This is a genomic window from Haemophilus sp. 27098_8_127 (assembly GCF_041433495.1).
Taxonomy (GTDB): Bacteria; Pseudomonadota; Gammaproteobacteria; order Enterobacterales; family Pasteurellaceae; genus Haemophilus_D.
On record NZ_JAPWBP010000001.1, the window covers coordinates 236,809 to 257,969 of the forward strand.

Below are 21,161 nucleotides of genomic sequence, written 5' to 3' on the forward strand. Positions count from 1 at the left end.
GTTACTCGTAATATTTATTGATTGCTTTACACAATCCATTAGTAAAAATAATGCTTAATAAAATGGTAAAAATAATAGCAAAGCCCGGTAATAAAACAGTCCAAGGGGCAAGATAAATCAGCTCTAACGAATCTTTAATCATTGCGCCCCATTCTGGCATTGGACGTTGTGCACCTAGAGAAATAAAGCTGAGAGCTGTAATATCTAAAATAGCGACCACAAATGCTCGAGAAATTTCTTGCGTATAGACGACACTAATATTTGGCAAGATTGTCGTTTTTAATAATTCCCAGTTTGAAATACCATCTAATTTCAGTAAGAGTACATAGTCTTTTTTTAGCTCTTGCTGAATCGCTTGATAAATCGCATGGACAAAATACGGCAAAATAGCCAACATAGTGGCAAACATGGCATTTATTAAACTCGGTTCCATTAACGTCGAAATAATAATGGCAATCAGCAAAATAGGGATAGATAAAAATGCATCAAAAAAATGACCTAAAAAACGAGACTTAATCCCTTCTGACATACCGGCAAGAATACCTAATGCGCCACCAATAATTGCCACAGCAATGACCACTAAAAGAGAGGAACCTAGAGTATATTGTGTCCCCATAATTAATCGACTGAGTACATCACGACCAAGATCATCTGTACCAAAGAAAAAAGCAATACGACCTTTTTCTACCCAAGATGGCGGCATGAGTTCTTCTCCGACAAACTCCATGCTTTCGCTATAAGGCATAATGAGTTTAGGAAAAAGTGCGGTCAAAATCAGAAGACAAAATAAATAGAAACAGAATAATGCCACGCGATTCTGACGGAAAAGCAACCAAATCTGAAAGAAGGAGGTGCTTTCGCGAAATTCATCAGGTTCTCTATCTTGCATACCAGCCCTTCTTATTCAATGGATCTAACACAAACATGAGCAACTTGGCGAAGGTATCAATAATAATGATACAAATACCAATTACAACTACACCGGCAGAAATACTGTTGTAATCTTGTTGGGTTACGGCATCAATCAACCAACGTCCAATTCCTGGCCAGCCTAATACCGTCTCAACCAACATACATTGCGTTAATACTAAGGTAAATACACGCGTAAGTTGTGGAATCAATAATGGAAAAGTATTGCGGAAAACATAACGTCTTAAAATCGCCCATTTTGACCAGCCACGTGTTGCTGCTGCTTTAGCATATTCTTGTTGAAGTAAATAATCTGTTCGTTGCTGAATGATGCGGATAAATTCCATGGTCGGCAGAATACAAAGCACTAATGTAGGCAAGGCTAAATGTTGTAAAACATTTTGTACGATTTTAGTTCGGTAAGGCACATCCACAAACCACACATCAATAATAGGGAAACCCGTGATAGGTTTGATTTCATAGAGTAAATTATATTGCCCAATGGCTGCGATCTCCCAACTTTGAATCGTTGCTACATAAAGCAAAATTGGGGCAAACCAGAAAATCGGAATAGACAAACCAACATTGGATATACTCTGCAATGTACGTGAAAAAACACGTTGATTATAGACCGCACTTAATACACCGAGAGGAATACCTAAGATACAAGCTAATAAGAGCGCAGTAAAACAGAGTTCTAATGTGGGTGGTAATACCGTAAAAATTAAATCTTTTAAGGATTCTCCGCCGTTATAGGTAATTCCTAAATCACCCTGTAACAATGATGTAAGGTAATGATAATAAGTACTATAAATGTTATTTGTGACAAGATCGGCGTTGAGCGGATCTCGCATCAAAATCACAAAACTTAATACGGACAGAATCAATAATAAAATGGTCACCCAAACCACATGACGGATTGCTGAAACGAGCATTATTTATTCTCCTTATTTTTCATGAAATACAAGGTAGAAAAATTGATGCTACCAAATGGGGTCATCTCAATTCCTTTAACATTGCCGCGAGCGACTAAAAGCCGTTTGACGTTTGCAATTGGCACAATAGGCAATTCGTTTAAAATGAGGTCTTGTGCATTGTTATATGCTTTAGAGCGCTCATATAAATGATTGGTCGCTAGTGCACGATTCATCATCTTATCAAATTCAGGATTACACCAATTTGATAAATTCGTGATTTCATTTTGCGTATCACAACTTAAAATCGGGCGCATAAACCCGTCAGGATCAAGGTTTCCAGCAAGCCAACCCGTTAAGATTAAATCGTAATCTTCAGTGCCTTTGCGTAATTGTTCGATTAAATATGTACGTGTGACTGACCGCACTTTAACATCCACTCCCGCTTTGGCTAAATCCCATTTAATGAGCTCCGCCATTTTTATTGGGGCTGGGTTATACACTTGCTCTTCATTCATCACCCACATCTTTAACGTGAGTTTTTTATCGCGTAATGCTTTCTCTGCTTCAGCTGGCTGGTAATCATAAGGAAAATCAGGCGTATTAATTGCAGAAGCCCAAGAAATCTCAGGAATAATGTTATTCGCCACCGTTGCTGTGTTGTGGTAAATATTTCGCACAATTCTAAAACGGTTTAAGCTTTGTGAAATGGCTTGGCGAATGGTTTTATCCTGCATTAATGGCTTTTGGAAATTGAAAGCCAAATAGGCTAAGTTCATTCCATCCGTAGATTGCAGATAATAACGATCATCTTTTTCGCTTAATAAACCGAGTTGGCTAACTTCAGGGTAAGAAGCAATTTGGCATTCATTATTAAAGAATTTTATTAAACGTCCCGTACGATCCGTAGAAAGATCCACGATGATATTTTTAATTTTAGCTTCTTTTTTCCAATAGTCCTCATTGCGTACCAGGCGAACATATTGGTTATAAACGTAATCTTTCACTTGATAAGGGCCCGTGCCAACAGGATGTGTATCCAATTGGGTGAGATTATCATCCGCACTTAATTGATACGCATATTCTTGCGAGAAAATAATAGAGTATTGGCTAGCAAGATGGGACAGAATTGACGCATCGGGTTCAAACAGGTCAATTTTGACCTGATAAGGATTCGTTGCCGTGATACTTTTAATTTTTTGATTCAGCTTAATACTTTCAAAATACGGAAAGTGTACCTTCTTGGCCTGTTCGTGAAAGATTTTATATTGCGGATTTTTGTAGGTGACTACATCATCTGAGAGTGTTGGCAAGTAAGTATCGTGACCTAAAACGCGATTAATCGAAAAGACCACATCTTCTGCATTAAAGTCACGCGTAGGCGTAAACCAAGGGGTATGATGGAATTTCACCCCTTTACGAAGATTAATGAGAATTTGTTTTCCATCAGATGAAATAGAATAAGATTGGGCTAATACAGGAACGAGTGCTGCACTATGATCTTTAATATCAAATAATTTGTTATAAATTTGCTCCGTCACCACATTCATACTGGTGCCGGCGTCTGCAGTTTGCGGGTTAAAGGAAAAACCCGATGCATTTGTGCAGTATGTTAAGCCATTTTCTGTCAGCATTTTGGGTATGCTTGGGGCGGCTTGTGCCAGATTAATTTGGCTCAACCCACACAATAAAAAACAAAAAGTGACATTTCGACGTAACATAGCTTTATTATTAAAGACCGTTTTGTGATAAATTGAGTGAATTGTAAAATATCTTGGCAAAAATGGCTAGTTATTGGATTTTTAGGATATGTTTAAATCAATTAATCGGGAAATTAATCAAATAATCAATCGTGGATTTGACCGCACTTTACGTTTAGCTGTGACAGGGCTAAGTCGAAGCGGTAAAACGGCTTTTATTACGAGTTTGATTAATCAATTGTTACATATTAATCAAGAGGGGAATGCTCATCTTCCTTTATTTGAGGCCGCCCGAAATCAATCTATTTTGGCCGTGAAACGTGTGCCTCAGCAGGATTTAAGTATTCCACGTTTTGATTATGAAGCGAATCTCAATGATTTAATGAATAATCCACCACAATGGTGCCAATCTACTCGAGGAGTGAGTGAAACGCGCCTTGCTATTCGTTTTGAACGCCAATCGGGCTTGCTTCGCCATTTTAAAGAACGTGGCACATTATACTTGGATATTTTTGATTATCCTGGTGAATGGTTATTGGATTTACCTTTGCTGAATTTAGATTTTCAACAATGGTCACTTGAACAAGCTAAAATTACATCGGGTGTTCGCCAACAGTTTGCGCAAGATTGGTTGGATAAACTGAAAAAACTCGACCTAAGTGCGGTCGTCAATGAAGATGTTTTAGCGCAGATTGCAAAATCTTATACCGATTATTTACTTGCCTGCAAAGCAGAAGGAATGCAATTTATTCAACCAGGTAGATTTGTCTTGCCTGGAGAATTAGAAGGTGCACCTGTATTACAATTTTTCCCGTTATTGCATTTGTCCGAGGAGCAATGGCAAAAACTGAAAAGAGAAGCAAAATCCAATAGCTATTTTGCTGTGTTGAATAAACGATATGATTATTATCGTAATAAGGTGGTGAAAGGCTTTTATGAAAATTATTTTTCAACCTTTGATCGCCAAGTGATTTTAGCCGATTGCTTAACGCCATTAAATCATAGCCAACAGGCTTTTATTGATATGCAAACCGGGCTTAATCAGCTTTTCAAAAATTTCCATTATGGTAAACGCAATTTACTTAATCGCTTGTTTTCTCCAAATATTGATAAGCTCATGTTTGTGGCAACAAAAGCCGATCATATCACAACCGATCAAATTCAAAACTTAATTAGCCTTATGCGTCAATTGGTGCAAGAAGGTGGTCGTCATGTAGAATTTGAAGGAATTGATACAGAATATACGGCAATTGCCGCCATTCGAGCGACGAAACAGGTTTTAGTTAATCAAAATGGTAGACAAATCAAAGCTATTCAAGGTGTACGTTCTTTAGATAAGCAGCTGATTACACTTTATCCGGGATCTGTACCAACTAAACTACCTAGTGCAGAGTTCTGGTCAAAACAATCTTTTGATTTTGATTCCTTCGAACCTCAAGTTTTACAACAAGGTGAAAGCATTCCGCATTTAAGAATGGATGCAGTTTTACAGTTTTTATTAGCAGATAGGTTTGATTGATAGAAAAATCAAATCAATTTAATTGTCAAATACTTAATATAAACCACTATTTTTTTATTGGTATTTAGGTAGAATCAATTTGAGTCTTTCTAAAGTAAAGGAGCTTATGATGAAAATGAAAACTCTCTTAGCATTAGCAATCAGCGGAATTTGTGCTGCTGGCGTGGCAAATGCACATGACCATATGGCAAAACCAGCAGGTCCTTCAATCGAAGTAAAAGTACAACAATTAGATCCTGCAAACGGTAACAAAGATGTAGGGACTGTAACTATTACTGAATCAAATTATGGTTTAGTGTTTACACCAAATCTACAAGGTTTAGCTGAAGGTTTACATGGTTTCCACATTCATGAAAATCCAAGCTGTGATCCAAAAGAAAAAGACGGTAAATTAACAGCGGGTTTAGCAGCTGGCGGTCACTGGGATCCTAAAGGTGCAAAACAACACGGTTACCCATGGCAAGATGATGCTCACTTAGGTGACTTACCGGCTTTAACTGTATTACATGATGGTACAGCAACTAACCCTGTTTTAGCGCCACGTCTTAAAAAATTAGATGAAGTTCGTGGTCATTCTATTATGATTCACGCTGGTGGCGATAACCACTCAGATCATCCAGCTCCACTTGGCGGTGGCGGCCCACGTATGGCATGTGGCGTGATTAAATAAGTCGATTCTTAAAGATAAAAAAGTGCGGTCAATTTTGACCGCATTTTTATTTTTATAGCAATTTATTTAATCACTTCCGCCGTATATTCCAATTTATGAATTGCATTAATCAATTGCTCATCAGCAACTTTTGGATCTTCTACAACAGTCACAGTTCTATCTTTAATGGAGGCTTTAGTGGAAATCACGCCATCAATATTGCGTAACTCTTTATTCACTAAATAAGCACAAAGTTGGCAATTCATTTCATTTACTTTTAGCATAACTTGCTTTGTTTCTTCTGCCTGTGCAACAGAGATGGTGAATAATGAAAGCAAAAGTGCGGTCGTTAATTTCTTCATTTTTTGTTCCTAATTAGAAAGCTCTAAAATCCACGGTAAAATAGTTGGATAAGTTAAGAAAAAGAGCATGATGATAAATACAATCCAATACAAAACAATGAGCTTTTTACGGGAAATGTATTTGCTGCAAATGATTTTTTTGGAAAACATTAGCAACCAAAAGCCGTAGGCAAAGGCGCATAATGAAACGATAAGCATAGGAATGCGTAAATAATCATATTCACCCAAGCCAATCAACCATGTGGATGACACGCCAAAAACTAAATAGATTAAAGGCGCAATGCAGCACAAGGTTGATGCCACCGCAGCGCTTAGTGCGGTGGCAATCGCAACCCAAAAAGATTTATTAGAGCTTTTTAGAGACGTAGTCATACTTAAATTCTTTCGGGTCAAAGGAATTTAACGGGTCACCACCTACTTCGGCATACGGATAGCCAAAGTTATTGAGTGGAGCAAGTTCTGGTTGCGGATATAAATCGAAGTCGCGAGCATGGTTAAAGCCTACCCAGTTTGCTTCCCAATTACCGAATAAGTATTTGGCAACGGCTTGTGTATCTTTATCATCAACAGATTTTTTCTCTGCTAAACGCATTTTTGCTACGTCTGCAGAATCAACAGGCACCCAACCAAATCCCGCAAGATAGAATTCAGCACGACAATGCTGACCACCGCTTACATTTGCTACGCCATGTTCGTCCGCACTACCGAATGCACCTTTAGAGTATTTGCCCATTTTATCCGCTGCACCTAAACGAATACCGAAAATTTCACGAGCAGGAATACCGCTGGCACGAGCAAGTGCAACGAAAACAGAGTTAATATCAGTACATTTACCTTTTAACACACCAGTAGTCAGAATTTTTTCTACATCACCATCGCCACAGCCTAAAACAGAATTATCACGTTCCATATTGTTGACGATCCATTGGTGAATCAACTCAGCTTTTTTCAATGGATTAGTTTCAGTGCCCACAATTTTATCGGCGAACTGTTTCACAATGCCATCAGTTTTAATATGTTGAGTCGGTTTTAAATATTCTTGTACATCAACAGAATAGTGAATATCTTTTGGTGGTTTGTAATTTTCTAATGCACCTTTAACCATTGGTTCACGATCTTTGGTTTCAATCACCATTGTGATTTTTAAATCGCGTTTTTGTGCATCTTTATCCCAAGTTGCAAAGAGCGTTTTCGCACCATATTTGTTGTTTTCTGTTACATAGGCATCCAAATAGTTACCTTCAAAATGGATAGATTTTACCTGTTGATATTCGCCATTAAACGGTAAAGGTACCCACAGATTCGCTTGTCCTTGCGAACCTTTTGGCACAACTAAATCATAAGTTTGAGTGAATTCATACAGATGAGAATCGGTATTGTAGTTTGGAATGTCGGTATTGGCGTAAGTCATGGAACATGCGGAGAGTACCGCAGTGGCGATAAGTTTCTTCATGAAAAGATCCTTCTAGTTAGTTAACAGTTAAAACTTAACACATTAGATAAACTAATTGTGGACATGACTATAGTAGCTCATTTTATTTTCTAGTCAATATTGCTTTTTTATTTCAGCCATTTAAGATTTGCTAAAGAAATTCGAAGTAAAATACCGTTTCTATTTTTATTGGAAAGAATAATGACAAAACAAATTTTCACACAATCTCAACAACCAGAAGAGGAAGAAATTCTGCCTAAGCAGGAATTTTATAATGTTGAAACAACCATCGATAATGAACCTTTAGAAGGGGAGTTATTGGACGAGCAATTTGAACAAATAGTGAAGCCAAAAGCGAGTGGTTGGAAAACGGTTTTAAAATTGACCGCACTTTTATTTTTAGGGGCGACGGTTGCACAATCTGTTCAATGGATTTGGGACAGTTATCAGAACCAACAATGGATTTACCTTGCTTTTGCGTTAGTGAGTTTTGTGGTAGTGCTGTTTGGTTTATCTGAAATTATCGCAGAATGGCGACGTTTAGTGAAACTCAAAAAGCGTTTGAATTTACAAGAACAAAGTCAGCGATTAATAGGTGAAAGTGCGGTTAAAAATCATCAAGTTTTTTCTGAACAGGATAGCGAGAAAGGAAAAGCCTTGTGTTTATCGATTGCTGATACCTTAAAATTGGATTCGCAACATCCCTCAATTGTCCAATGGGAAAAACAGCTGAATGAAAGTTATTCTGCTCGCGAAGTCACCCATTTATTCAGTAAGACGGTGTTACAGTCTTTTGATCAAAAAGCGAAAAAACTGATTACAAAAATGTCGGCAGAATCTGCTGTGATTGTGGCAATTAGTCCTTTGGCCGTTATTGATATGTTTTTTATTGCGTGGCGAAATATTCGTTTAATCAATAAAATTGCAGCGATTTATGGGATTGAGCTTGGGTATTTTACCCGTCTTCGTTTGCTCAGAATGGTGTTAGTGAATCTTGCTTTTGCCGGTGCGACTGAAATCGTGCAAGATTTAGGGATGGATTGGCTTTCGCAAGATATTACCGCAAAACTTTCTGCACGAGCTGCACAGGGGATCGGCGTGGGAGTATTGACAGCTCGATTAGGCATTAAGGCTATGGAGTTTTGTCGTCCACTGGCATTTGATAAAGCAGAAAAGCCAAAACTTTCTCATGTTCAAAAAGAATTGCTCACGGTAATGAAAGATACGGTGCTAGGCAAGAATAAACTGAAAGAAAAAGAAGAAGTGTAATAAAAAAGTGCGGTTAAAATTGACCGCACTTTTTTGTATAAAAGAGATGATTAAAGTCCCGCTTTCAAGCTGGCCTCAATAAAGCGATCAAGATCGCCATCTAGTACGGCTTGCGTATTACGATTTTCAACGCCTGTACGGAGATCCTTAATACGTGCATCATCTAGCACATAAGAACGAATTTGGCTGCCCCAACCGATATCCGATTTATTATCTTCCATCGCTTGTTTGTCCGCATTTTTCTTTTGTAACTCAAGCTCATACAATTTCGCTTTTAACTGCTTCATAGCTTGATCTTTATTCTTGTGTTGAGAACGATCGTTTTGACATTGCACAACAATCCCACTTGGCATGTGAGTAATTCGCACCGCACTTTCAGTTTTATTGACGTGCTGACCACCCGCACCAGATGCACGATAAACGTCAATACGTAAATCAGCCGGATTGATTTCAATATCAATATCGTCATCAATTTCTGGATAAACGAAAGCCGCTGCAAATGATGTATGGCGGCGATTGTTGGAGTCAAATGGGCTTTTACGTACTAAACGATGAATCCCTGTTTCTGTGCGTAACCAACCGAAAGCATATTCACCACTAACACGAATCGTCGCTGATTTTAAACCCGCCACATCACCATCGGATACTTCCATTAATTCTGTTTTAAAGCCTTTGCTTTCAGCCCAGCGAAGGTACATGCGAAGTAACATTTCTGTCCAGTCCTGCGCTTCTGTACCACCGGAACCTGCTTGTAAATCGACATAACAATCGCACGCATCATGTTCACCGCTAAACATACGGCGGAATTCTAATTTTGCAAGTTGTTGTTCAAGTTCGTCTAATTCAGCAACGGCTTCATTGAAGGTCTCTTCATCTTCAGCTTCAACGGCTAATTCAAGCAGCCCTTCAACATCCTCTAAACCTTGTTCTAAATTCTTGATGGTATCAACCACTTGTTCAAGTGAAACGCGTTCTTTCCCAAGCGCTTGAGCTTTTTCAGGATCGTTCCACACATCGGGTTGTTCTAATTCGGCATTAACTTCTTCTAAACGCTCAACTTTTGCATCGAAGTCAAAGATACCCCCGAAGCACAGATGTGCGCTCGGAAAGGTCGGCGATTTTGTTTTTGATTGGATTAATTTCAAACATAATAAATAAACCTCTATAAGCGGCAGAAGTATAAGTCATTTTCAGTTTTTTGGGTAGTTTGGCTTGCACAAATCATCGATCCATTTATAATTCTAATCTTTGTTGTTTAGATATTTAGGAATAAAAATGAAAAAATTACTGACCGCACTTTTAATCACTGCTTCTGCCACTGCGATGGCGACTGATGCTGAGATTAAATCGAAATTACAAGCATTAGGTGCGAAAAATATTGAAGTGAAAGATTCACCGGTAAAAGGCCTTAAAACAGCGTTGACTGATCAAGGCATTTTATATGTAAGTGAAAATGGTCAATATGTTTTGCAAGGCAAAATGTATGAATTAACAAATAAAGGCCCAGTTGATGTGGCAGGTAAACTTTTAGCGGATAAAGTGAATGCGTTAAAAAACGAAATGATCATTTATCCGGCAAAAAATGAAAAATATGTTGTGACCGTATTCATGGATATTACTTGTCATTATTGCCATATCCTTCATCAACAAGTGAAAGAATATAATGATTTAGGTATTACCGTTCGTTATCTTGCATTCCCACGTGCTGGAATGAATGAAACAGCTCGCCAAATGGAAGCCATTTGGACAGCGAAAGATCCTGTATTTGCATTGAACGAAGCAGAAAAAGGTAACTTACCAAAAGAATTGAAAACACCTAACATTGTGAAAAAACAGTATGATTTAGGTGTACAACTTGGTGTGAAAGGTACGCCAAGTATTGTGACTTCAACAGGTGAAATGCTTGGGGGATATTTAAAACCTCAAGATTTATTAGCTGTGTTACAAGAATCAGCACAATAATTGTTAGTAGTGAGGGCGTATGATATACGCCCTTAAAATATTCATATCATCAAAGCACATATCGAATGTTCCTTTAGTGGTCATTTTTAATAACAAAATACTGTGAAAAAACTCATCAAACGTCGTGAAATTCCTGCCGGAAATCCTGTTTCAGATAATGCATTACTCGATCGTCTCTATCGTTCTCGTCATATCAAAAATAGCCAAGAATTAGACCGCACTTTGCAATCAATGCTGAACCCTAATAAATTATACGGTATTCAACAAGCCGTGGATTTATTGTTTGAAGCTTATCAACAGCAACAAAAGATTGTTATCGTCGGTGATTTTGATGCCGATGGAGCAACCAGTACGGCACTTTCAGTATTAGCTTTGCGTATGCTTGGCTTTACTGATGTGGAATATCTTGTGCCAAATCGTTTTGAGCAAGGGTATGGATTGAGTGTGCCAGTTGCTGAAATGGCAATGGAAAAAGGCGTGCAGTTATTGATGACGGTAGATAACGGAGTATCCTCCTTTGAGGGCGTGGCGTATTTAAAAGAGCAAGGGGTGAAGGTGTTGATTACCGATCATCACTTACCGCCAGAAATACTGCCAAATGCTGATGCCATTGTTAATCCAAATTTGCAACAATGTGATTTCCCTTCAAAATGTTTAGCCGGCGTAGGCGTGGCGTTTTATTTAATGCTCGCTTTGCGTGCTAAATTTCGCGAATTGGGTATTTTTACGGCAGAAACACAACCTAATTTTACTGAATTACTGGATTTAGTCGCGCTCGGCACAATTGCAGACGTTGTTCCCCTTGATCAAAATAACCGTATTTTAGCCCATCAAGGCTTGATGCGAATTCGTGCGAAACGTTGTCGACCAGGAATTATTGCTCTCGCAGAAGTGGCTAATCGGGAAGTTGAAAAACTTTGTTCGGCTGATTTGGGTTTTGCGATTGCTCCCCGTTTAAATGCTGCGGGTCGATTAGATAATATGTCTGTTGGTGTGGAGTTATTACTTACAGAAAGTATGCAAGAGGCTAGAGCGCAAGCCTTAGATTTGGATAGTTTAAATCAAGCCAGAAAAGAAATTGAGCAAGACATGAAGTTAGAAGCCTTAGAAATTTGCCGAAATCTCACCGCACTTTCTGATGAATTACCTATGGGGATAGCCTTATTCCAGCCAGATTGGCATCAAGGCGTATTAGGCATTGTAGCTTCTCGAATCAAAGATCAATACCATCGACCCGTTATTGCTTTTGCACAAGATCAAGAAGGTATTTTAAAAGGTTCTGCGCGTTCAATTGAAGGCTTGCATATGCGCGATGTATTAGAGCGCATCCATTCCCAACATCCTGATATGATTTTAAAATTTGGCGGTCATGCCATGGCAGCAGGATTAAGCATTAAAGAAAGCTTTTTCCCTGATTTTCAAAAGATTTTTAATCAAACGGTGCAAGATTGGTTAAATGAAGATCAATTACAAGGTGTAATTTGGACGGATGGCGAACTTCAAGCAAATGAATTTAGTATTGAAACAGCAGAAGTGATAAAATCTGGCGGACCTTGGGGACAAGCTTTTCCTGAGCCTGTTTTTGATGGTGAGTTTAAAATTTTTGAGCAACGTGCTATCGGACAAAATCAAAATCATTTAAAAATGCTTGTTGAGCCTAAAAATGGTGGTCCATTATTAGATGCCATTGCGTTTAATATCGATACTCGGTATTATCCCGATTTGTCGATTAAGCAGGCAAAATTTGCTTATAAGTTAGAAATTAATGAGTTTCGTGGAAATCGAAACGTCCAATTATTAGTCGATTATATTGAACCAATTGGTTAATTTATGAAAAAAGTTTGGCAGAATAAATTATTAAAAGGATCCTTTGCAATGATATTGCTGAGTGTGACGAATGTCGCATTCGGTGAAGTCAGTGCAAAGGATTTTTCTGCCAAAAATCCACCGCACTTACCACCAGCGAATGTCGCACAGTTTGAAGATGGTCGAGATTATTTTTCATATCAAGAACCGATTGAACAAGCCAAAAGAAGCGATCGTAAAATTCCGATCCAATTTTTCTTTGATTATGACTGTCGAGTTTGTTCTTCAGCGCAAGACATCTTGCAGCTTTATAGCCAAATTCGCCCAAATAAAGTGGCATTAGATGAATACCCGGTTGCTACGAACGAAGCAAAATTTTCAGCGACAATATTTTATACCTTACAGCGTTTAAAAGTAGGCGAGTTGTCAGATACGCTGTTATTTGAAACCTCTGAAAAGGCACGTTATACCGAATTATCGTCATTAGATAAGATGCGTGAATGGATAGTCTCGCAAGGGATCAGTAAAGCTGAATTTAATAAGGTCGTGCATTCTTCTGAAGTAAAAGAAGATGTGAATAATGCCATTAATTTAACAGAAGAATATGGCGTATTTACGTTCCCTTATGTGGTTGTGGGCGGAAAATATGTGCTCACCGCAAGTACATTATATAACGATGATTATGGCGTCGCGGTATTAGATTTCTTAGTGAATAAACTTGAGCAAGAAAGGAAAAAATAATGAAAATCGGGATTGTTGGTGCAATGGCACAAGAAGTGGAAATTTTATCCCAATTAATGACAGATAAAAAAGAAACAAAAGTGGCAAGTGCGGTCATTTTTGAAGGCAAAATTAATGGTAAAGAAGTCGCATTATTGCAATCAGGGATAGGTAAGGTCGCTGCGGCTATTGGTACCACCGCTTTATTGCAATTGGCTAGACCGGATGTGGTCTTAAATACGGGCTCAGCAGGCGGTGTTGTAAAAGGCTTAAAAGTAGGAGATATCGTTATTTCTGATGAAACCCGCTATCACGATGCCGATGTGACGGCATTTGGCTATGAAAAAGGTCAATTACCCGCAAATCCAGCGGCTTTTCTTTCAGATAAAAAATTAGCAGATTTAGCCGATGAAATTGCACAATCACAAGGGCAAAATGTAAAACGTGGTTTAATTTGCTCGGGCGATAGTTTTATTAATAGTGAAGAAAAAATTGCTCAAATTAAAGCAGATTTCCCTAATGTAACAGCAGTAGAAATGGAAGCAACAGCGATTGCACAAGTTTGTCATGCCTTTAACGTACCTTTTGTGGTCGTTCGAGCTATTTCTGATGCAGGCGATGGCGCAGCAAGTATGTCATTTGAGGAATTCCTTCCGCTTGCAGCAAAACAATCATCGGCATTAGTGTTGGGAATGATAGATAGATTGTAAGCTTATATATAAAATCATTATATAATAGGGAAATCAGTTATTAGATAGCCTTTTATAAAACACATAAAATCAAAAGCCTCCGTTAATGGAGGCTTATTTTTTATAACAATAAAAGGATTATCAAAATGCTAAACATCATACATAAAACTCTTGTGGGAGGATTGCTGTTATTGTTGTCTTTCTTTTCACAAGCTAATGACGCAAGCCCTTTACGAGTAGGAATTGATTTAACTTATGCTCCTTATGCTTACTTAGATAATAAAGAGGCTAGCGGATTTGATCCTGATTTAATGCGATTACTTGGAAAAAATCTGAATCGTCCTGTCGAGTTTAAAGACACTCGAATTGAAAATATTATTATTGGATTAAATGCTGGACATTATGATCTTGTTGCTTCAGCTTTATATGTTAATCCTCAACGAGCGAAGCAAGTTGATTTTCTCCCTTATTTACAAACGGGAGGCGTTCTTGTTGTTCGAGGTAACGATAGCTTTTCTCCACAAAAATTAGAGGATCTTTGTGGTAAAAGCATTTCTTCAATGAAAGGTGCAGCTTGGATTCCAACGATGAATGAGGTTTCAGAAAAGTATTGTGCGCCTAAAAATCTAAAACCGCTTATTGTGAAAGAGTATCCGAGTGCACCAGAGGCTGCTCAAGCACTTTTATCTGGTGGTGTTGATGTTCAGTATGAAGACGCAGCCGTTGCACAGATGGTGATTAATCAATTAGGTGATCGTTTAAAAATTACAAATAAAGAACAGTTATATCCAGTATTGATTGGACTTGCTTTTAATAAGAATGACTTATCAGGTAAGGCTGTTATTGCACATGCGATAAAAGATACTTTAGAAGATGGTTCATATGAAAAATTACTAAAAAAATATAACCTTGAGTTTCCAAATGAAGCATTATTAAAACAAAATGGACTAGAAAATGCCTTAGATAATGCGATTCTAGCTAGTGAAAATGGAAATGATAAAACGATATCAAAAGGTTTTAACTGGTCATATTTAGCAAGCTTATTCGTAAATACTGATTTCTGGAAAGCTGTTTTAACCGTATTTGAGTTAAGTACATTAACTTGGATCTTTGCTGTTATTTGGGGATTTTTTCTTGCGCTTGGAACTCAATCGAATAAAAAACTAGTTAATAAATTTTCGAATACTTATATCTGGTTGTTTCGTAGTTTACCTTTATTAGTGTTATTAATTTTTATCTATAATGTGCCTCAATTCTGGAGTGCTAGTTCTGTTTTATTATCAAATCCATTTATTGCAGGTTTAATTGCTATGGTGCTCAGTGAATCTGCTTATATAGCAGAAATTCATCGTGGAGCCTTATCCTCTATACCTAAAGGTCAATATGAAGCCGGTAAAGTATTAGGAATTCGATTCTGGGGGCTTCAACGTTTAATTATTATTCCTCAGGCATTAAAAGTAGCGTTACCTCCACTAACTAACCAGTATATTACAATTGTAAAATTAACTTCTCTTGTTTCGGTAATTTCTTTAACTGAGATTTTATTAGTCGGACAACAGCTTTATACACGTAACTTTTTAGTATTAGAAACTTTGCTTGCTGTTGCATTTTATTACATTATTATCGTGAGTTTCTTGTCTTGGGTGCTAAAAAAAGTTGAAAGCAAATTAGATGTATCTTTAATTAAAAATGAAAATTATGCTGAGATTAATATCGATAAGTCAGCATTAGTACCTTATAGTATTTTAAAAACTGAACATGCTAATAGCGATGAAGCATTGAGTGTACATGGAGTAAAAAAATCCTTTAACGGCGTACAAGTTCTAAAAGGTATTGATCTTTCTTTAAAATGGGGTGAGGTACTTTCAATTATTGGTTACTCAGGATCAGGTAAAACAACGTTAATTCGAAGTATTAATGGTTTAGAGTCGTTAGATGAAGGAAGTATCAAATTAGAAGGAGAGGACTTTATCAATGGTAGCCATTTTGTTTCAAATTCAGTGGGTAAAATTGTGAATTTAGGAATGGTATTCCAAAATTATAATTTATTTCCGCATAAGACAGTGTTAGAAAATCTTCTCCTTGCTCCTGAGTATCATAATAAACCTAAAGATGAGACTCGATTATTGGCTTTAGCAATGCTTGATAAAGTAGGAATGTTGCAACATGCCAATAAATATCCACATCAATTATCGGGTGGACAACAACAGCGAGTAGCTATTGCAAGAGCTTTGGTCATGAAACCTAAAATTATGCTGTTTGATGAGCCAACTTCGGCATTGGATCCTACACTAGTTGGAGAAGTATTGCTTGTTATGGAAGAACTTGCAAAAGAAGGAATGACAATGATTATTGTGAGCCATGAGATGCAATTCGCAATGCGGGTATCAGATAAAATTGCGTTTATGGATTCTGGTGAAATAGCATTTTTACAAACACCAAGTGAGTTAAGAAATAATGATGATCCTCGAATTCGTCGATTTATTAATAATGAAATTTTACGTAACGATTTTGTAATTTAAAGGAGTGAAAATGAATAAAGATTTTCCTGAGTTTGTCGAGATTGGTATTTTACAGCAACGTAAAATTGAAGCAGAGATAATTAAACCTATTTACGAAATAATGAAACGTGAATTTGGTTTAGATAAAGCTAAATCAATCATAGAGGAAGCTGTAGCTAATGCTGCAATTGATGCAGGAAAGGAATATGCCAAACGAGAACCTAATGGTACGAGTGTAGAGAGCTTTGTGGCCTTACAATATTTATGGGAAAAGGATGATGCATTACGTATAGAGGTTATTAATAATGATCATTATAAATATGATTATAATGTACATCGTTGCCGTTATGCTGAAATGTATAAAGAAATGGGATTAGAAGAAATTGGTTTCCTGCTTTCTTGTAATCGAGATAGCAAATTTATTGAGGGATATGCACCAAATGTGAGTTTAAGTCGACCTCATACAGTCATGAATGGTGATGGCTTTTGTGATTTTAGATATCGATTACAAGAAGAGTCAGCTAAAAATGAGGAATAGCATGGATGTTAATAATTCAAGATTACTTCATTTGTTAGATGTGTTTTCTCAATTTGGGAAAACCCCCTTAAATGGTGTAACAAGACTTGCATTAAGTAGTGAGGATAAACTTGCAAGAGATTATTTGATTAAACTTTCCAAAGAGGCAGGCTTTTCGATAAAAATAGATGCAATTGGTAATATTTTTATTCGCCGTAGTGGAAAGGATAACCGATTAGCTCCAATATTAATTGGTTCTCATGGTGATTCTCAACCATTAGGTGGCCGTTACGATGGTATTTATGGGGTGTTAGCTGGATTAGAAGTGTTATTGTCATTAAATGATCATAATATCGAAACTGAGCGACCAATTGATCTTGTTATGTGGACAAATGAGGAAGGGGCTAGATTTTCTCCTGCTATGTTGGGAGCTTCAGTTTTTATTGGTAATTTATCTCTTATAGCTGCATTATCTGAAAAAGATAAGGACGGTATTTCAGTGGAGGAAGCTTTAAATAATATTAATTATTTAGGTACAGACGATTTTTCATCATATCATCCTTATGCTGTATTAGAGCTTCATATCGAGCAAGGACCTGTTTTAGAAAATAATCAGACTGAAATAGGTGTAGTAACTGGTGCATTAGGACAGAGCTGGTATCAAATCAAATTGATGGGGTTATCTTCTCATGCTGGAACTACACCAATGAATATGCGTCAAGATGCATCAGTAGGCATGGCAAATGCAATAGTCAAATTTAATAAATTAGGTTTGAGAGAAGTAGTTAATCAGGGGCGTGTGACTGTTGGTCAGATTAAATTAACGCCAAATTCACCTAATGTAATCCCAGGTGAAGCTTATTTTACGCTAGAGGTTCGTCATCCTAATGAACAAAGTTTAATAAATATCGAAAGGGAAATTTATGCAATTTTGAATGATATTGCTCGAGAAAATAATTTAGTGTTTGATATTAAGAAAGTTGTTTCTTTATCTCCAGTTAAATTTAATTCAGAGTTGATTAAAACGATCCAAGAAAGTTGTGATTTATTAGGTTATTCTTGGGAGTATATTGTTTCTGGAGCTGGTCATGATGCATGTCAATTAAATCATAAATTTCCAACATCAATGATATTTATTCCTTGTGTTAATGGATTAAGCCATAATGAGGCAGAAAATATTACAGATGATTGGTGTCAAAAAGGAGCAAAAGTATTACTTGATTCGACAGTAACTCTGGCTAATCAAATTTAAAAAGCAATAATGTGGAGAATAAGGTAAAATTCTCTACATTATTATTTTAACTGGAGATTTTTATGGGGATAATCATCACCGTTGATGGCCCAAGTGGTGCAGGGAAAGGAACACTTTGTTACGCATTGGCAGAAAAGTTAGGTTTTACCTTATTAGATAGTGGCGCCATTTATCGCGTGACGGCATTGGCTGCACTGAAACGCCATGCAGACTTAACCGATGAAGAAGGATTAGCGGAGTTAGCACGTCATTTAGATATTCAGTTCATTCCAAAGAATGGAGAAGTCAATGTGCTTTTAGGTGGAATGGATGTGAGCCATTTGATCCGTACGCAAGAAGTGGCGGAAGCCGCCTCAAAAGTGGCGGTTTTCCCAAAAGTGCGGTCAGCTTTACTGCAACTTCAGCAGGATTTTAGCAAAAATGATGGCCTGATTGCGGATGGGCGAGATATGGGAACCGTGGTTTTCCCAAATGCACAAGTTAAACTATTTTTAGACGCGAGTGCGGAAGAACGTGCAAAAAGACGCTATAAACAGTTGCAAAATAAGGGAATTAATGGTAACTTTGCACAGATTTTAGCCGAGATACAAGAACGCGATTTTCGTGATAGAAATCGTGAGGTTGCGCCATTGAAACCGGCTGATGATGCTTTATTGTTAGATAGTACAACATTGAGTATTGATGAAGTCATTGCTCAAGCGTTAGTTTATATTCAAGAAAAAGCGTCAATTTCGATTTAACTGTTTATTCAAGGAAGAATAGACATTTATCCTCAACCCCGCATTTTATGGATCTTAATGTGGATGTTATTAACTTAAATTAAGAAGATTATTTATATGTCAGAATCTTTTGCTCAACTCTTTGAAGAATCATTAAAAGGCCTTGAAACCCGTCAAGGTTCAATCGTTAGCGGTACTGTTGTTGCTATTCAAAAAGGCTTTGTACTTGTTGATGCCGGCTTAAAATCTGAATCTGCAATTCCTGTTGCTGAATTCCAAAACGCTCAAGGTGAACTTGAAGTTAAAGTTGGCGACACAGTAAACGTAGCTTTAGATGCAGTTGAAGATGGTTACGGCGAAACTAAACTTTCTCGTGAGAAAGCTGTTCGTCACGAATCTTGGATTGAATTAGAAAAAGCTTACGAAGAAAAAGCGACCGTTATCGGTTTAATCAACGGTAAAGTGAAAGGCGGTTTCACAGTTGAGTTAAACGGTGTTCGTGCATTCTTACCAGGTTCATTAGTTGATACACGTCCTGCACGTGAAGCTGATCACCTACTTGGTAAAGAATTAGAATTCAAAGTAATCAAATTAGATCAAAAACGTAACAACGTTGTTGTTTCTCGTCGTGCAGTGATCGAATCTGAAAACAGCCAAGAACGTGAACAAATCCTTGAGAACCTCGCTGAAGGTTCAGAAGTTAAAGGTATCGTTAAAAACTTAACTGACTACGGTGCATTCGTAGATTTAGGTGGCGTTGACGGTTTATTACACATCACTGATATGGCTTGGAAACGTGTTAAACACCCAAGCGAAATCGTGAATGTAGGCGACGAAGTAACTGTTAAAGTATTAAAATTTGACAAAGATCGTACTCGCGTATCTTTAGGCTTAAAACAATTAGGTCAAGATCCTTGGGTTGCTATCGCTGAAAACCACCCAGTAAACAGCAAATTAACGGGTAAAGTAACTAACTTAACTGACTACGGCTGTTTCGTTGAAATCTTAGATGGTGTTGAAGGTTTAGTTCACGTTTCTGAAATGGATTGGACTAACAAAAACATCCACCCATCTAAAGTTGTAAGCCTTGGCGATACAGTTGAAGTAATGGTGTTAGAAGTTGATGAAGAACGTCGTCGTATTTCTTTAGGTTTAAAACAATGCAAACCTAACCCATGGACTCAATTCGCTGAAACTCACAACAAAGGCGACAAAGTTACTGGTAAAATCAAATCAATCACTGATTTCGGTATCTTCATCGGTCTTGAAGGTGGTATCGACGGTTTAGTTCACTTATCTGACATTTCTTGGAATGTTGCAGGTGAAGAAGCAGTTCGTAACTACAAAAAAGGTGACGAAGTTTCTGCAGTAGTATTAGCAGTAGACGCAGTGAAAGAACGTATTTCTTTAGGTATCAAACAACTTGAAGATGATCCATTCAACAACTTCGTAGCAATCAACAAAAAAGGCGCAGTAATTTCTGCAACTGTTGTTGAAGCTGACGCTAAAGGTGCTAAAGTTGAATTAGCAGGTGGCGTTGAAGGTTATATCCGTGCAGCAGACTTAACAAACGAAGTGGCAGCAGGTGATGTAGTTGAAGCGAAATACACAGGTGTTGATCGTAAAGCACGTATCGTTCACTTATCTGTAAAAGCGAAAGATCAAGCTGAAGAAGCAGCTGCAGTTGCAAACGTGAATAACAAACAAGAAGATGTTGCTATTCCAAACGCAATGGCTGAAGCTTTCAAAGCTGCTAAAGGTGAATAATTAATTCACATAAATAAGGCTGGGTCATTGACTCAGCCTTATTACTACCAGCTATAATTAACAAGGATTTAGCGGTAATTTATTATGAACTAATGCATTACCTGTAAGTCTTAATAACAAGTTTAAGTATAAATTTAAAGGAGAGTTGACGATGACTAAATCTGAACTAATTGAAAATCTATCAACAAAGCACCCAACTTTATCCGCAAAAGAAGTAGAAGGTATTGTAAAGGATATTCTTGAACTCATTGCACAATCTTTAGAAGAGGGTAATCGTATTGAAGTTCGTGGTTTTGGTAGCTTCTCTTTACACCATCGTCAACCACGAGTTGGCCGTAATCCTAAAACCGGTGATTCTGTAAAATTAGATGCTAAATCTGTACCGCACTTTAAAGCGGGTAAAGAATTAAAAGATCGCGTAAATGTTTTTGCTTAAACATTCAATCGATATCAATAAAACGACACTTAGGTGTC

General features: G+C 37.4%; 20 protein-coding genes. 13 read left to right on the forward strand and 7 right to left on the reverse strand.

Annotation, left to right across the window (positions count from 1 at the left end):
* Position 1: 1 nt before the first annotated feature.
* The 3 genes from O3746_RS01105 to O3746_RS01115 are packed head-to-tail and all read right to left on the reverse strand — an operon-like array spanning position 2 to position 3,544.
* Positions 2-889, reverse strand: coding sequence for an ABC transporter permease subunit (locus O3746_RS01105; RefSeq protein WP_049367514.1), 888 nt, complete (start codon positions 887-889; stop codon positions 2-4).
* Positions 879-1,844, reverse strand: a complete 966-nt coding sequence (locus tag O3746_RS01110) for an ABC transporter permease (RefSeq protein ID WP_371447550.1) — start codon at positions 1,842-1,844, stop codon at positions 879-881. Before O3746_RS01110 ends, O3746_RS01105 begins: the two co-directional genes overlap by 11 nt.
* On the reverse strand, positions 1,844-3,544 hold the full coding sequence (locus O3746_RS01115; RefSeq protein ID WP_197544646.1) for an ABC transporter substrate-binding protein: 1,701 nt from the start codon (positions 3,542-3,544) through the stop codon (positions 1,844-1,846). Before O3746_RS01115 ends, O3746_RS01110 begins: the two co-directional genes overlap by 1 nt.
* An 88-nt stretch (positions 3,545-3,632) precedes the next feature.
* Between O3746_RS01115 and O3746_RS01120 the strand changes: the two genes are divergently transcribed.
* Positions 3,633-5,042, forward strand: a complete 1,410-nt coding sequence (locus O3746_RS01120; protein WP_178165339.1) for a YcjX family protein — start codon at positions 3,633-3,635, stop codon at positions 5,040-5,042.
* Between the two features lie 109 nt (positions 5,043-5,151).
* Positions 5,152-5,712, forward strand: a complete 561-nt coding sequence (gene sodC, locus O3746_RS01125; protein WP_005695896.1) for a superoxide dismutase family protein — start codon at positions 5,152-5,154, stop codon at positions 5,710-5,712.
* A gap of 62 nt (positions 5,713-5,774) precedes the next feature.
* Here sodC and O3746_RS01130 read toward each other — a convergent pair whose 3' ends face one another.
* Genes O3746_RS01130 through O3746_RS01140 form a run of 3 tightly spaced genes read right to left on the reverse strand, consistent with a single transcriptional unit; the run spans position 5,775 to position 7,506 of the window.
* On the reverse strand, positions 5,775-6,053 hold the full coding sequence (locus O3746_RS01130) for a heavy-metal-associated domain-containing protein (RefSeq protein ID WP_371447553.1): 279 nt from the start codon (positions 6,051-6,053) through the stop codon (positions 5,775-5,777).
* A gap of 9 nt (positions 6,054-6,062) precedes the next feature.
* Positions 6,063-6,425, reverse strand: coding sequence for a mercuric transporter MerT family protein (locus tag O3746_RS01135; RefSeq protein ID WP_049372503.1), 363 nt, complete (start codon positions 6,423-6,425; stop codon positions 6,063-6,065).
* Positions 6,400-7,506, reverse strand: coding sequence for a transglutaminase-like domain-containing protein (locus O3746_RS01140; RefSeq protein ID WP_049372504.1), 1,107 nt, complete (start codon positions 7,504-7,506; stop codon positions 6,400-6,402). The genes O3746_RS01135 and O3746_RS01140 overlap by 26 nt, the downstream gene beginning before the upstream one ends.
* Before the next feature lie 180 nt (positions 7,507-7,686).
* Between O3746_RS01140 and O3746_RS01145 the strand changes: the two genes are divergently transcribed.
* On the forward strand, positions 7,687-8,754 hold the full coding sequence (locus tag O3746_RS01145) for a TIGR01620 family protein (protein ID WP_049369016.1): 1,068 nt from the start codon (positions 7,687-7,689) through the stop codon (positions 8,752-8,754).
* A 50-nt stretch (positions 8,755-8,804) separates the two neighbouring features.
* On the opposite strand, the gene prfB is transcribed toward O3746_RS01145, so the two are convergent.
* Positions 8,805-9,903, reverse strand: a protein-coding gene (gene prfB, locus O3746_RS01150) for a peptide chain release factor 2 (protein WP_111406587.1) whose coding sequence is annotated in 2 segments (ribosomal slippage) — positions 8,805-9,827 and positions 9,829-9,903 — 1,098 coding nt in all. Because the reading frame shifts where the segments join, the coding sequence is not laid out codon by codon here.
* 126 nt (positions 9,904-10,029) lie between these two features.
* On the opposite strand from prfB, the gene dsbC reads away from it, so the two are divergent.
* The 10 genes from dsbC to O3746_RS01200 all read left to right on the forward strand — a co-directional run bounded on the left by dsbC (position 10,030) and on the right by O3746_RS01200 (position 21,123).
* Positions 10,030-10,716 (forward strand): bifunctional protein-disulfide isomerase/oxidoreductase DsbC, encoded by a 687-nt coding sequence (dsbC, locus tag O3746_RS01155; protein WP_371447557.1) that lies wholly within the window; start codon positions 10,030-10,032, stop codon positions 10,714-10,716.
* A 102-nt stretch (positions 10,717-10,818) separates the two neighbouring features.
* Positions 10,819-12,543, forward strand: coding sequence for a single-stranded-DNA-specific exonuclease RecJ (gene recJ, locus O3746_RS01160; RefSeq protein WP_049369019.1), 1,725 nt, complete (start codon positions 10,819-10,821; stop codon positions 12,541-12,543).
* Positions 12,544-12,591: 48 nt separating this feature from the next.
* Complete coding sequence (locus tag O3746_RS01165; RefSeq protein WP_049369124.1) at positions 12,592-13,263, forward strand: thiol:disulfide interchange protein DsbA/DsbL; 672 nt, start codon at positions 12,592-12,594, stop codon at positions 13,261-13,263.
* Complete coding sequence (locus O3746_RS01170) at positions 13,263-13,952, forward strand: 5'-methylthioadenosine/adenosylhomocysteine nucleosidase (RefSeq protein WP_049369020.1); 690 nt, start codon at positions 13,263-13,265, stop codon at positions 13,950-13,952. The genes O3746_RS01165 and O3746_RS01170 overlap by 1 nt, the downstream gene beginning before the upstream one ends.
* Before the next feature lie 125 nt (positions 13,953-14,077).
* Complete coding sequence (locus O3746_RS01175) at positions 14,078-16,453, forward strand: ABC transporter permease subunit (RefSeq protein ID WP_080972320.1); 2,376 nt, start codon at positions 14,078-14,080, stop codon at positions 16,451-16,453.
* A gap of 10 nt (positions 16,454-16,463) precedes the next feature.
* Entirely contained in the window at positions 16,464-16,970 is a 507-nt protein-coding gene (locus O3746_RS01180; RefSeq protein WP_049369021.1) for an L-2-amino-thiazoline-4-carboxylic acid hydrolase, read from the forward strand.
* Position 16,971: 1 nt separating this feature from the next.
* Positions 16,972-18,201 carry a M20 family metallo-hydrolase gene (locus O3746_RS01185; RefSeq protein ID WP_308569151.1) on the forward strand — a complete coding sequence of 410 codons (1,230 nt, stop codon included), beginning with the start codon at positions 16,972-16,974 and terminating at the stop codon, positions 18,199-18,201.
* Positions 18,202-18,263: 62 nt separating this feature from the next.
* Positions 18,264-18,941, forward strand: coding sequence for a (d)CMP kinase (cmk, locus tag O3746_RS01190; RefSeq protein WP_049369023.1), 678 nt, complete (start codon positions 18,264-18,266; stop codon positions 18,939-18,941).
* A gap of 96 nt (positions 18,942-19,037) precedes the next feature.
* Entirely contained in the window at positions 19,038-20,687 is a 1,650-nt protein-coding gene (gene rpsA / locus O3746_RS01195) for a 30S ribosomal protein S1 (protein WP_049369024.1), read from the forward strand.
* Between the two features lie 151 nt (positions 20,688-20,838).
* Complete coding sequence (locus O3746_RS01200; protein WP_005695916.1) at positions 20,839-21,123, forward strand: integration host factor subunit beta; 285 nt, start codon at positions 20,839-20,841, stop codon at positions 21,121-21,123.
* The last annotated feature ends 38 nt before the right edge of the window (positions 21,124-21,161 follow it).